This is a genomic window from Mycobacterium sp. SP-6446 (assembly GCF_001954045.1).
In the GTDB taxonomy this organism is placed as follows: Bacteria; Actinomycetota; Actinomycetes; order Mycobacteriales; family Mycobacteriaceae; genus Mycobacterium.
Genome location: NZ_MBEM01000106.1, coordinates 25,670 through 38,251, shown reverse-complemented (window position 1 = coordinate 38,251; position 12,582 = coordinate 25,670). Strand labels below are relative to the sequence as shown.

Annotated in this window: 13 protein-coding genes; 6 read left to right on the top strand and 7 right to left on the bottom strand. The window is 67.4% G+C overall.

Features of this window, described 5'->3' with window-relative positions:
* Window position 1 precedes the first annotated feature (1 nt).
* Window positions 2–463 carry a nitroreductase family deazaflavin-dependent oxidoreductase gene (locus tag A5736_RS09050; RefSeq protein ID WP_076245711.1) on the top strand — a complete coding sequence of 154 codons (462 nt, stop codon included), beginning with the start codon at window positions 2–4 and terminating at the stop codon, window positions 461–463.
* Here A5736_RS09050 and A5736_RS09045 read toward each other — a convergent pair.
* Together A5736_RS09045 and A5736_RS09040 are read right to left on the bottom strand one after the other, a co-directional pair.
* Window positions 451–1,356, bottom strand: a complete 906-nt coding sequence (locus A5736_RS09045; protein ID WP_076245710.1) for an SDR family oxidoreductase — start codon at window positions 1,354–1,356, stop codon at window positions 451–453. The genes A5736_RS09050 and A5736_RS09045 overlap by 13 nt on opposite strands.
* 25 nt (window positions 1,357–1,381) lie before the next feature.
* Complete coding sequence (locus A5736_RS09040) at window positions 1,382–2,140, bottom strand: SDR family oxidoreductase (RefSeq protein WP_076245762.1); 759 nt, start codon at window positions 2,138–2,140, stop codon at window positions 1,382–1,384.
* A gap of 95 nt (window positions 2,141–2,235) precedes the next feature.
* On the opposite strand from A5736_RS09040, the gene echA20 reads away from it, so the two are divergent.
* Genes echA20 through ipdC form a run of 4 tightly spaced genes read left to right on the top strand, consistent with a single transcriptional unit; the run spans window position 2,236 to window position 5,685 of the window.
* Window positions 2,236–2,994, top strand: a complete 759-nt coding sequence (gene echA20, locus A5736_RS09035; RefSeq protein ID WP_076128591.1) for a (7aS)-7a-methyl-1,5-dioxo-2,3,5,6,7,7a-hexahydro-1H-indene-carboxyl-CoA hydrolase — start codon at window positions 2,236–2,238, stop codon at window positions 2,992–2,994.
* Entirely contained in the window at window positions 2,991–3,875 is an 885-nt protein-coding gene (gene ipdA / locus A5736_RS09030; RefSeq protein WP_076245708.1) for a cholesterol ring-cleaving hydrolase subunit IpdA, read from the top strand. The genes echA20 and ipdA overlap by 4 nt, the downstream gene beginning before the upstream one ends.
* On the top strand, window positions 3,872–4,618 hold the full coding sequence (gene ipdB, locus A5736_RS09025; RefSeq protein WP_076128587.1) for a cholesterol ring-cleaving hydrolase subunit IpdB: 747 nt from the start codon (window positions 3,872–3,874) through the stop codon (window positions 4,616–4,618). The genes ipdA and ipdB overlap by 4 nt, the downstream gene beginning before the upstream one ends.
* The gene (gene ipdC, locus A5736_RS09020) at window positions 4,615–5,685 is read left to right on the top strand and encodes a (3aS,4S,5R,7aS)-5-hydroxy-7a-methyl-1-oxo-octahydro-1H-indene-4-carboxyl-CoA dehydrogenase (RefSeq protein WP_076245707.1); all 1,071 of its coding nucleotides are present in this window, start codon (window positions 4,615–4,617) and stop codon (window positions 5,683–5,685) included. The genes ipdB and ipdC overlap by 4 nt, the downstream gene beginning before the upstream one ends.
* A gap of 68 nt (window positions 5,686–5,753) precedes the next feature.
* Here ipdC and A5736_RS09015 read toward each other — a convergent pair whose 3' ends face one another.
* The 5 genes from A5736_RS09015 to ipdE1 form a co-directional block, all read right to left on the bottom strand.
* Entirely contained in the window at window positions 5,754–6,614 is an 861-nt protein-coding gene (locus A5736_RS09015; RefSeq protein WP_076245760.1) for an endonuclease domain-containing protein, read from the bottom strand.
* 116 nt (window positions 6,615–6,730) lie between these two features.
* Window positions 6,731–7,891, bottom strand: a complete 1,161-nt coding sequence (gene fadA6, locus A5736_RS09010; RefSeq protein WP_076128583.1) for a steroid 3-ketoacyl-CoA thiolase FadA6 — start codon at window positions 7,889–7,891, stop codon at window positions 6,731–6,733.
* A gap of 88 nt (window positions 7,892–7,979) precedes the next feature.
* Entirely contained in the window at window positions 7,980–8,582 is a 603-nt protein-coding gene (kstR2, locus tag A5736_RS09005; protein ID WP_139333214.1) for a TetR family transcriptional regulator KstR2, read from the bottom strand.
* Between the two features lie 483 nt (window positions 8,583–9,065).
* Complete coding sequence (ipdF, locus tag A5736_RS09000) at window positions 9,066–9,854, bottom strand: (5R,7aS)-5-hydroxy-7a-methyl-1-oxo-2,3,5,6,7,7a-hexahydro-1H-indene-carboxyl-CoA reductase (RefSeq protein WP_076128579.1); 789 nt, start codon at window positions 9,852–9,854, stop codon at window positions 9,066–9,068.
* A complete protein-coding gene (gene ipdE1 / locus A5736_RS08995) occupies window positions 9,851–10,999 on the bottom strand; it encodes an acyl-CoA dehydrogenase IpdE1 (RefSeq protein ID WP_076128577.1) in 1,149 nt (382 codons plus the stop codon). The genes ipdF and ipdE1 overlap by 4 nt, the downstream gene beginning before the upstream one ends.
* A gap of 46 nt (window positions 11,000–11,045) precedes the next feature.
* Here ipdE1 and fadD3 point away from each other — a divergent pair, with 46 nt between their 5' ends.
* A complete protein-coding gene (gene fadD3 / locus A5736_RS08990) occupies window positions 11,046–12,581 on the top strand; it encodes a 3-((3aS,4S,7aS)-7a-methyl-1,5-dioxo-octahydro-1H-inden-4-yl)propanoate--CoA ligase FadD3 (RefSeq protein WP_076245705.1) in 1,536 nt (511 codons plus the stop codon).
* The last annotated feature ends 1 nt before the right edge of the window (window position 12,582 follow it).

Sequence of the window (12,582 nt, the reverse complement as noted above, 5' to 3'; positions counted from 1 at the left end):
GTTGTCGGGCCGACACCGTATCCGCAATTCCCGGCCGGTCGCGCTGCTGCTCAAATGCTTTGCGCGTGCCCATATTTGGGTATACCGCCGGACCGAGGGCAGGATCGGCGCGAAGCTGCTGTGGCTTCCGGCGGCGCTGCTGACGACGACCGGGCGCGCGTCCAACGAGCCGCGAACCACCGCGACGCTGTACCTGCGCGACGGTGATCGGGTGATCCTGCCGGCGTCGTTCGGTGGGCGCGACGAGAACCCGTTGTGGTACCGCAACCTGAAAGAAGACCCCGAGGTGCAGGTGCAGATTCGCGGTGAGCGCCTGGACCTGATCGCGCGCGACGCGACGGACGCCGAACGCGACTGTTACTGGCCTCCCCTGATCCGGATGTATCGGCCGTACCGGAAGTACCGCGAGACGGCCGACCGGGTCATCCCGTTGGTGGTGTGCGAACCGCGCTATGCGCCGTAAACGGGGACCGGGGGGCGCGCCTTGGCGAGCAGGTCGGCGACGACGGGACCCAATTCCGCGGGATCCCACCGCGCACCCTTGTCGATCTGCGGTCCGTGCGCCCAGCCCTCGGCGACGCGGATCTTGCCGCCCTCGACCTCGAACACCTTCCCGGTGACGTCGCGGGATTCGGCGCTGCCCAGCCAGACGACCAGCGGCGAGACGTTTTCCGGCGCCATGGCGTCGAAATCCTGGTCCTGCGTCGCCATCATCTCGGCGAAGACGGTCTCGGTCATGCGCGTGCGGGCCGACGGTGCGATGGCGTTGACGGTCACGCCGTAGCGCCCCATTTCGGCGGCGCCGACCAACGTCATCGCCGCGATGCCGGCCTTCGCCGCGCTGTAGTTGCCCTGGCCGACGCTGCCCTGCAGGCCGGCACCCGAACTGGTGTTGATGATCCGCGCGTCGACGGGTTTGCCCTCCTTGGACAACCCGCGCCAATACGACGCGGCGTGGCGCATCGTGGCGAAGTGGCCCTTGAGGTGCACGGCGATGACGGCGTCGAACTCCTCCTCGCTGGTGTTGGCCATCATCCGGTCGCGCACGATGCCGGCGTTGTTCACCAGAACGTCGAGCCCGCCGAAGGTTTCGACCGCGGTCCGGACGAGGCCGGCCGCTTGATCCCAGTCGGCGATGTTGGATCCGTCGGCGACGGCTTCGCCACCGGCCGCGGTGATCTCGTCGACCACGCCCTGCGCGGCGCTGCCTCCCCCGGCGGGTGAGCCGTCCAGTCCGACACCGATGTCGTTGACGACGACGCGCGCGCCCTCGGCCGCAAAGGCCAGCGCGTGCGCGCGCCCGATACCGCCGCCCGATCCGGTGACGATGACGACACGGCCGTCGACCACTCCCATATGCCCTATCTCCTCTACTGGATCCCTACTTGATCGAACTCGCGTTTGTGGTGGCCAGATAGTGCGGCGGCTCGCCGCCGCCATGTACCTCCAACGAGGCGCCGCTGATGTAGGACGCCGCGTCGGACGCCAAAAAGGCTGCGGCCCAACCGACGTCCTCGGGCTTGGCCATCCGGCCCAGTGGCACATTTTTGGAGATAGCGGCGATCGATTCGGCGTCGCCGTAGAACAAGTCTGCTTGTTCGGTCTCCACCATGCCGACCACGCAGGCGTTCACCCGGACCTTCGGTCCCCACTCCACCGCCAGCGTCTGCGTCAGGCTTTCCAGCCCGGCCTTGGCCGCCCCGTACGCTCCCGTGCCGGGGCTTGGCCGCCGGCCGCTGAGACTGCAGATGTTGACGATCGACCCACCGCCCGGCTGGTCCTGCATCTTGTCGTTGGCGCACTGCGAAACCAGCAGCGCACCAATCAAATTGAGCTCGATGATCTTGCGGTTGAACTTTGGGCTGGACTCCGCGGTCAGGACGTACGGCGAACCGCCGGCGTTGTTGACCACGACGTCGAGCCTGCGGTGCTTCTCCACGATCGAGTCGATCAGCGCCTTGACGGCTTCGTCGTCGCGGACGTCGCAGGAGTGGAACTCGTAGGGCATGCCCTCGACGGCGCGGCGCGCGCACGTGATCACGGTCGCGCCCTGTGCGGCGAAAACCGAACTGATACCGGCGCCTACGCCGCGCACGCCGCCGGTGACCAACACCACCCGACCGGCCAATCCCAAATTGATGGCTTCACCAGAAGGTGGGCCTCCGTCGGCGTGAGTCACTGTGCTAGCGTACCAAGCAAGTGCTTGCTTAGGTAACCGCCCACCAGGAAGTGCCAATGACGATCACATCCACCACCACGGAACCGGGCATAGTCGCCGTCACCGTGGACTATCCGCCGGTCAACGCCATCCCGTCGCAGGGCTGGTTCGAACTCGCCGATGCCATCACAGCCGCCGGCGCCGATAGCGCAACGCACGCGGTGATCCTGCGGGCTGAGGGTCGCGGCTTCAACGCCGGCGTCGACATCAAGGAAATGCAGCGCACCGAGGGATTCACCGCGCTCATCGACGCCAACCGCGGCTGCTTCGCCGCGTTTCGCGCCGTCTACGAATGCGCGGTGCCGGTGATCGCGGCGGTAAACGGGTTCTGCGTCGGCGGCGGCATCGGGCTCGTCGGCAACTCCGACGTCATCGTGGCCTCCGACGACGCGACCTTCGGGCTCCCGGAGGTGGAGCGCGGCGCGCTCGGGGCGGCCACCCACCTCTCGAGGCTGGTGCCCCAGCACCTGATGCGGCGCCTGTTCTTCACGGCGGCCACCGTTGACGCCGCCACCCTGCACCACTTCGGCTCGGTGCACGAGGTGGTACCGCGGGAGGAATTGGACGAGGCCGCGCTGCGGGTGGCGCGCGATATCGCCGCGAAGGACACCCGGGTGATCCGGGCGGCCAAGGAGGCGCTCAACTTGATCGACGTGCAACGGGTCAACTCGAGTTATCGCATGGAGCAAGGCTTTACCTTCGAGCTCAACCTCGCCGGGGTGTCCGACGAGCATCGCGACGCGTTCGCCGGGACAGCGAAGGGCAAGAAGGAGTGAGCGACAAGAGGACGACGCTGGACGACGCGGTCGCGCAACTGCGCAGCGGCATGACGATCGGCATCGGGGGCTGGGGGTCGCGGCGCAAGCCCATGGCCTTCGTGCGCGCCATGCTGCGCACCGACGTCACGGACTTGACGGTGGTCACCTACGGCGGTCCCGACCTTGGGCTGCTGTGCTCGGCGGGCAAGGTGAAGCGCGTCTACTACGGGTTCGTGTCGCTGGATTCGCCGCCCTTCTACGATCCCTGGTTCGCCAAGGCACGCACCGGCGGCGCGATCGAAGCACGGGAAATGGACGAGGGCATGCTGCGTTGCGGGCTGCAGGCGGCGGCGCAGCGGCTGCCGTTCCTGCCGATCCGCGCGGGGCTGGGCAGCTCGGTGCCCGACTTCTGGGAAGGCGAATTGCGGACCGTAACCAGCCCCTACCCCGCCCCGGGCGGCGGATACGAGACGCTGATCGCCATGCCCGCATTGCGATTGCATGCCGCGTTCGTGCACCTCAATCTCGGTGATAGTCAAGGCAATGCGGCCTACACCGGCATCGATCCCTACTTCGACGATCTCTTCCTGATGGCCGCCGAGAAGCGCTACCTGTCGGTGGAACGTGTCGTGCCGACCGAGGAGCTGATCAAGGCGGTGCCACCGCAGGCGCTACTGGTGAACCGGATGATGGTCGACGCGGTGGTAGAGGCGCCTGGCGGGGCCCACTTCACCACCGCCGCACCGGATTACGGCCGGGACGAGAAGTTCCAGCGGCACTACGCCGAGGCCGCCTCGACCGAAGACGGCTGGCAGCGATTTGTCCATACCTACCTCTCGGGTGGCGAAGACGAATACCAGGCGGCCGTGCGCGCGTTCGCGGAGGAGGCTTCCAAGTGAGCAGTACCCGAGCTGAAATCTGCGCCGTAGCCTGCGCCGAGTTGTTCAGGGACGCAGGCGAAATCATGGTCAGCCCGATGACGAACATGGCCTCCGTCGGCGCGCGGCTGGCCCGGCTGACGTTCTCACCCGACATCCTGCTCACCGATGGCGAAGCCCAGCTCCTGGCCGACACCCCGGCCTTGGGCAAGGCCGGAGCGGTCGAAGGCTGGATGCCATTCGGCCGGGTGTTCGAGACGCTGGCCTGGGGCCGGCGGCATGTGATCATGGGCGCCAATCAGGTCGATCGCTTTGGAAATCAGAACATCTCGGCGTTCGGGCCGCTGCAGCATCCGACCCGGCAGATGTTCGGCCTCCGGGGCGCACCCGGCAACGCGATCAACCATGCGACCAGCTACTGGGTCGGCAACCACTCGAAGCGGGTGTTCTGCGAAGCGGTCGACGTCGTCTGCGGCATCGGCTGGGACAAGATCGACGAGGCAAACCCGGCGTTCCGGTTCGCCAACCCGTACCGGGTCGTGTCCAACCTCGGGGTGTTCGACTTCGGCGGCCCGGACAAGACCATGCGTGCGGTGTCCCTGCACCCCGGTGTGTCGCCCGATGAGGTCCGCGAGAACACGTCGTTCGAGGTGCACGGCCTTGACGGCGCTGAGGAGACGAGGCTGCCGACCGACGACGAGCTGAGCCTGATCCGCTCGGTCATCGACCCGAAGTCGCTGCGCGACAGAGAGATACGTTCATGAGATTACGCACGCCGCTGACCGAACTGGTCGGCGTCGAGCATCCGGTGGTGCAGACCGGAATGGGCTGGGTGGCCGGTGCCAGGCTGGTGTCCGCCACGGCCAACGCGGGCGGGCTCGGCATCCTGGCGTCGGCGACCATGACCCTGGACGAGCTGGCGACCGCGATCGGCAAGGTCAAGGCGGCCACCGACAAGCCGTTCGGCGTGAACATTCGCGCCGACGCGGCCGACGCCGGCGACCGGGTCGAGCTGATGATCCGCGAGGGCGTGAAGGTCGCGTCGTTTGCGCTGGCACCCAAACCAGAGTTGATAGCGCGGCTGAAAGATGCCGGGGCGGTGGTCATCCCCTCGATCGGTGCGGCCAAGCACGCGCGCAAGGTCGCGGGCTGGGGCGCCGACGCGATGATCGTCCAGGGCGGCGAAGGCGGCGGGCACACCGGGCCCGTAGCGACGACGCTGCTGCTGCCGTCCGTGCTGGACGCGGTCAAGGGCACCGACATCCCCGTGATCGCGGCGGGCGGATTCTTCGACGGGCGTGGCCTCGCCGCGGCGCTGTCCTACGGCGCCGCCGGGGTCGCGATGGGCACACGGTTCTTGCTCACCTCGGATTCCACCGTGCCCGACGCGGTCAAGCGGCGGTACCTGGAGGCGGCGCTGGACGGCACGGTGGTCACCACCCGCGTCGACGGCATGCCGCACCGGGTACTGCGCACCGGGCTGGTCGATAAGCTGGAAAGCGGCTCGCGGGCAAGGGGTTTCACCGCGGCGCTGCGCAATGCCGCCAAGTTCAAGAAGATGTCGCAGATGACTTGGCGGTCGATGATCAGCGACGGACTGGCGATGCGACACGGCAAGGAGCTGACCTGGTCGCAGGTGGTGATGGCGGCCAATACGCCGATGCTGCTGAAGGCCGGCCTCGTCGAGGGCAACACCGACGCCGGCGTGCTGGCGTCGGGACAGGTGGCCGGCATCCTCGACGACCTGCCGTCGTGCGCCGAGCTGATCGAATCGATCGTGCGCGACGCGATCGAACACCTCCAGGCGGCGTCTGGCCTGATCGAAGGCTAACTCCCGCATCGAGCGTGAATCTCGCGACGCGACACGCCGACCGCGCGTCGGATGGTTCACACTCGCCGTCACGGATGCCATCCCGCCGCTCGCATTGCGGCAGCGACACGGGCAACGAACGTGCCCTGCCGGTAACGCAGCAGGTCGCTGCTGACCCTGATGATCGTCCAGCCGAGGTCAAGCAATCCGGTGTACCGGTCGATGTCGCGGTCGCGTTGGTAAGGGTCTGTCCAGTGTTGGGGTCCGTCGTATTCGATGCCGACACGCAGGTCCTGGTAGCCCATATCGATGCGGGCGACGAAGTCGCCGTATTCGTCGAACACCCGTATCTGCGTTCGGGGTTTCGGTAGTCCCGCGTCGATCAGAGCCAACCTTGCTCGTGTCTCCTGCGGGGATTCCGCGCCTCCGTCCACGAGTGGCAAGGCCGCTCGGAGCCGAAGCAGACCGCGCGCACCGGCGTGCTCGCGGATAACTGCCTTCACATCGGAGCACTTGACGTCGGTCGCATTCGCCAAGGCATCAAGCCGCTGGAGCGCCTGGAGTCGTGAGGAGGTCCACCGCCCGATATCAAAGGCCGTACGCGCCGGGGTGGTTACCAGCATGTCGTTGACTTTGACTACCTCGCAGGGAAGGAACGTCTCGCTGTGCACGGTGATGCCGGCCGGTGCGTGGCGGTTGCCGTATATCAGCTCAGCATCCAGCGACGAGCTCACCCACTTGGCGCCGAGGAGCGCTGCCGCAGAGTTGCCGGCGATGACCGCTCTGCGCCGAGACCAAAGCCAGGCCGCCTCGGCACGTCGGCGCGCCGTCAGCCCGATGCCGCTGGGAACGTAGACGCCCGGGTACACCGGCTCGTACAGCGAGCGCATCACACGCTCCGGCATTGCCTTGGCCGCTAGGACCTCACTACCGAGAAACAGCTCCGTCATGCCGGCGATGGTGCCCACCCGCACCGACAACCCCCGAGCGTGAAATCCACGACGAGACACGCCGTAGAAGCGTCGTGTGATTCACGCTCGCCGGAAAGGCGGAGGAAGCCTCGCCGTTATAGCCGCTCGATGATGGTGACGTTGGCCGTGCCGCCGCCCTCGCACATCGTCTGCAACCCATAGCGGCCGCCGATGCGCTCCAGCTCGTTGAGCATGGTGGCGAACAGCTTGGCCCCGGTGGCGCCCAGCGGATGACCGAGCGCGATCGCGCCGCCGTTGGGGTTGACCTTCTCCGGGTCGGCCTTGATCTCCTTGAGCCAGGCCATCACAACGGGTGCGAACGCCTCGTTGATCTCGACGGTATCGATGTCGCTGATGGACAGCCCAGTCTTCTCCAGCGCGTGGCGGGTGGCGGGGATGGGGCCCGTTAGCATGAACACCGGGTCGGCGGCGCGCGCGCTGATGTGGTGGATGCGGGCCCGGGGTTTCAATCCGTGGTCCTTGACGGCCTGCTCGGAAGCCAGCAGCACCGCACTGGCGCCGTCGGAAATCTGACTGGCCATCGCCGCCGTCAGCCGTCCCCCCTCGACGAGCGGCTTCAGGCCGGCCATCTTCTCCATCGACGACTCGCGCGGGCCTTCGTCGACGCGGAACGGTCCGGATTCGGTTTCCACGGTGAGGATTTCGTTGTCGAAGTGGCCGCCGCGGATCGCCGCGAACGCGCGTTCGTGGCTGGTCAGCGCGTAGCGCTCCATCTCCTCACGCGACAGGTTCCACTTCTCGGCGATCAGCTCCGAGCCGCGGAACTGGGAGATCTCCTGATCGCCATACCGATGCAGCCACTGCTTGGATTCGTTAGTCGGTGAGGTGAACCCGAATTGCTCGGCGACGGTCATCGCCGACGAGATCGGGATCTGGCTCATGTTCTGCACGCCGCCGGCCACGATGAGGTCGGCCGTGCCGGACATGATCGCTTGCGCGCCAAAGGAAATCGCCTGCTGGCTGGAGCCGCACTGGCGATCCACCGTGACGCCGGGAACCTCTTCCGGGTAGCCGGCGGCCAGCCAGGAGAGCCGGGCGATGTTGCCCGCCTGTCCCCCGATGGCGTCGACGCAGCCGGCGATCACATCGTCGACGGCGGCGGGGTCGACGTCGATCCGGTCCAGAAGTCCGCGCCACCCCAGCGCGCCCAGGTCGACGGGATGTATCCCGGCCAGTGATCCGCCGCGCTTGCCGACCGCGGTACGCACAGCGTCGATGACGTACGCCTCAGCCATAGTGTCGCCCCTCCTCATCGCTTCGTCCCCCTCGCCGCTGCGCGGCTGGGGGTGCCCCCACTGCATCGTCGCCGACACGAGGCATCTTTCAGACTCCTTCTTTAGTGATCCCGCCGAGCACGATGGCGAGATATTGCTGACCCACCTGCTGCGCGGTGAGCGGCCCGCCGGGTTGATACCAGCGCACCGACACCCAGGTGGTGTCGCGGATGAATCGGTAGACGAGGTCGACGTCGAGGTCGGGCCGGAAGTAGCCCTCGTCGATGCCCTGGTTGAGCACCTCGACCCACATCTTGCGTTGCTGGCGGTTCATGTCCTCGATGTAGGAGAACCGTGGCTGCGACAGCAACCGCTTGGCTTCGTCCTGATAGATGACGACCTGCGCGTGACGATCCTCGATCGCCTCGAACGACGCCATGAACAGGCCCTTCAGCCGCTCGAGCGGGTTGGCCTCGCTGTCCACGATCTCGCGGTATCGGGCGAACAGCCAGTCCAGGAAGCTGCGCAGCAGCTCGTCGACGATCTCCTCTTTCGAGGAGAAATGGTGGTACAGACTGCCGGACAGGATGCCGGCGCCGTCGGCGATGTCGCGCACGGTGGTGGCGCGCAGGCCCCGCTCGGCGAACATGGTCGCAGCGAGGTCCAGCAGCTCGTCTCGCCGGCTGTTCGCCTGACCGGGCACTCGGTCCACCGGATCAGAGTATCAACCAAGCGCTTGCTTGGCCAGTCGCCGGGTACCACCTGATTTGACCAGACGCGGCGGGCGCGTGCGCGGCACGATCCTGCCGCTACGCCGTCGTAGCCGCGTGCTATAGGTGGGACGTGGCAGTTGGCCCGCACTGCGTCCTCTTCCGCTACTCGCTGTGCGATTACTGGGGCCCGGATGTCTGGCCGGTCAAATTCGCCGACTACTCCGCATCGTGGGATTTCCCTCGCGGTCCCGACGGCTTGCCGACACTCGGGTATACGAACTCGGCTGGCGTGAGCTTGCCACCGGGGGTCGGAACGTTCTGCCGGGTCCATGTCAAACGCGCGAGAAGGCTGCGGCACCTCACGATCACAGACGCACTTGAGCGCCTCGCCAGCGACAGCCACGCCCGCCCACGGCGCCTGGAGTGGCTTCGTGATATCTGCAGGTAGCTGCGCCGCTCTTTAGTGGCCTTCGTCGCTCACGTCACGGATGCTGGCTGGAGACGGAGATGACCTCGCCGGTGAGATAGCTGGAGTAGTCGCTGGCCAGAAACGCGATGGTGGCCGCCACCTCCCACGGCTCGGCGGCCCGCCCGAACGCCTCGCCCGCGGACAGCTGGTCGAGCAGGTCGGACGACGTGGTCTTGTCCAGAAATTTGTGCCGGGCGATGCTCGGCGACACCGCGTTGATCCGAACCCCGTACTCGACGGCTTCGATTGCGCTGCAACGGGTTAACGCCATCACCCCGGCCTTGGCGGCCGCATAGTGCGACTGCGAGTGCTGCGCGCGCCAGCCCAGGACGCTGGCGTTGTTGACGATCACCCCGCCGTGCGGGGCGTCGCGGAAGTATTGCAGCGCCGCCCGGGTGGCCCGAAACACCGACGTCAGGGTGACGTTCAGGACGCGATCCCACTCCTCGTCGGTCATGTCGACCACCGGTGTCTGCCCGCCGAGCCCGGCGTTGTTGACCAGCACGTCGATGCGGCCCATCCGGGCATGGGCCGATGCGAACAACGCGTCGACCTGGACGCTGGACGTCACGTCGCACACCACCTTCTCGACGCGGCCCTGCCCCAGCGCCGACAGCTCGTCGGCGGTCTCGCCCAGCCGTCGTTCGTGATGGTCGGAGATCACCACGTCGGCCCCCTCGGCCAGCGCCCGCCGTGCGGTCGCCGATCCAATGCCGGTACCCGCGGCGGCCGTCACGATGACCACCTTGCCGGCCAGAAGCCCGTGTCCGGCAACCTCTTTCGGCGCTTCGGCCAGACTCATCCCTTAACCTCTCGCGGTAGGCCGAGCACGCGCTCGGCGATGATGTTGCGCTGGATCTCGTTGGATCCGCCGTAGATGGTGTCGGCGCGGGTGAACAGATACAGCCGCTGCCACTCGTCGAACTCGCCATCGGAGAGCGTCAGACCGGGCTTGCCGATGACGTCCATCGCCAGCTCGCCCAGGTCGCGATGCCAGTTGGCCCACAACAGCTTCGACACATTGTCCTGGCCGGGCTGCTCGACGTCCATGGTGGCCAGCGCGTACGAACGCATCGCCCGCAGCCCCGTCCACGCTCGCGTCAGCCGCTCCCGGATGAACGGATCGTCGGCGGCGCCGTTGCGTTGTGCGAGTTCGGCGAGGTTGGAAAGCTCACGGGCATAACGGATTTGCTGCCCCAGCGTCGAGACCCCGCGCTCGAACGTCAGCGTTCCCATGGCGACCCGCCAGCCGTCGCCCGGCTGGCCGACCACCATCGACGCGTCGGTGCGGGCGTCGTCGAAGAACACCTCGTTGAACTCCGCGGTGCCGGTGATCTGGACGATAGGCCGGATCTGCACGCCCGGTTGGTCCAGCGGCACGAGCAGATACGACAGCCCGGCGTGCCGCTTGGAGCCCTTCTCGGTGCGCGCCACCACAAAGCACCACTGCGACAGGTGCGCCAGCGACGTCCATACCTTCTGGCCGTTGATCACCCACTGGTCGCCGTCGAGCTCGGCGGTGGTCGAGACGTTGGCTAGGTCGCTGCCGGCGCCGGGCTCCGAATATCCCTGGCACCACAGCTCGGTGACGTCGAGGATCCGCGGCAGGAAGCGCTCCTGCTGTTCGGGTGTTCCGAACGCGATCAGCGTCGGGCCGAGCAGCTCCTCGCCGAAGTGGTTGACCTTGTCCGGGGCGTCGGCGCGGGCGTACTCCTCGTAGAAGGCCACCCGGTGCGCGGTCGAAAGCCCGCGGCCGCCGTGCTCGACGGGCCACCCCAGACAGGTCAGCCCCGCGGCGGCCAGATGCTGATTCCAGGCCCGGCGCTCCTCGAACGCCTCGTGCTCGCGGCCCGGTCCACCGAGACCCTTGAGCGCTGCGAATTCGCCGACCAGATTGTCGGCGAGCCAACCGCGGACCTCCGCCCGGAACTCCTCGACGTCCTGCATGCCCTGTAGGCTAACCTACCAAGCACTTGCTTTGTTAGGAGCATCGATGACTGACGATCCGCGCACCGTGCCCGCGGCGCTGGACCGTTTCGCCGATCAGCTCCCCGACCACGCCGCGCTGATCACCGACGACCGCTCGTTCACCGCGGCCGAGCTGCGCGACGAGGTGCACCGCGCGACGGCCGCGCTGCTCGCCCTCGGCGTCCAACCGCGCGACCGGGTGGCCATCTGGTCGCCGAACACCTGGCACTGGGTGGTCGCCTGCCTGGCGATTCACCACGCCGGAGCCGCGATGGTGCCGCTCAACACGCGCTACACCGCCTCGGAGGCCGCCGACATCCTGGCCCGCACCGAGGCGCCGGTGCTGTTCGGGATGGGCCGATTTCTGGGCAACGATCGACTCGCCGACCTCGACCGCGCGGCCCTGTCCGCGCTGCGGCACATCGTGCGGATACCGATCGAGGCCGAGGACGGCACGTGGGAGGACTTCATCGCCGGCGGCACCGACACCGGCGCGGTCGCCGACCGCGCCGCGGCCGTGTCCCCCGATGACGTCAGCGACATCCTGTTCACCTCCGGCACCACCGGCCGCAGCAAAGGCGTGCTGTGCGCGCACCGGCAATCGCTCTCGGCGTCGGCCTCGTGGGCCGCCAACGGCAAGATCACCAGCGACGACCGCTATCTGTGCATCAATCCGTTCTTTCACAACTTCGGATACAAGGCCGGCATTCTGGCCTGCCTGCAGACCGGCGCGACGCTGATCCCGCACCTGACCTTCGATCCGCTGCGCACGCTGCAGGCCATCGAGCAACACCGCATCACCGTGTTGCCCGGGCCGCCGACGATCTACCAGACCCTGCTGGACCACCCGGCGCGCAACGACTACGACCTGAGCTCGCTGCGGTTCGCGGTGACCGGCGCGGCCACCGTGCCCGTGGTGTTGGTCGAACGCATGCAGTCCGAGCTGGACATCGACATCGTGCTGACCGCCTACGGCCTGACCGAGGCCAACGGCATGGGCACCATGTGCCGAGCCGACGACGACGCGGTGACCGTCGCCACCACTTGCGGCCGCCCGTTCGCGGACTTCGAATTGCGCATCGACGCAACGGAACCCGGCGAATCGGGAGAGGTGCTGCTGCGCGGGCCCAACGTGATGCTGGGCTATCTCGACGACCCACAGGCCACCGCCGCGGCCATCGACGCCGACGGCTGGCTGCACACCGGTGACATCGGCGCCGTCGACAAGGCCGGAAACCTGCGCATCACCGACCGGCTCAAGGACATGTACATTTGTGGCGGCTTCAACGTCTATCCCGCCGAGGTCGAGCAGGTGCTTGCCCGGCTCGACGGCGTGACCGACGCCGCCGTGATCGGGGTTCCCGACGAGCGCCTGGGCGAGGTGGGCCGGGCGTTCCTGGTGACCCGGCCCGGCTCGAACCTCGATGAGAAATCGGTAATCGCTTATACCCGTGAGCATTTGGCGAACTTCAAGGCACCGCGGTCGGTGCGGTTCGTCGACGCATTGCCGCGCAATGCGGGCGGCAAGGTGGTCAAACCACAACTTCGAGAGCTGGCCTGAA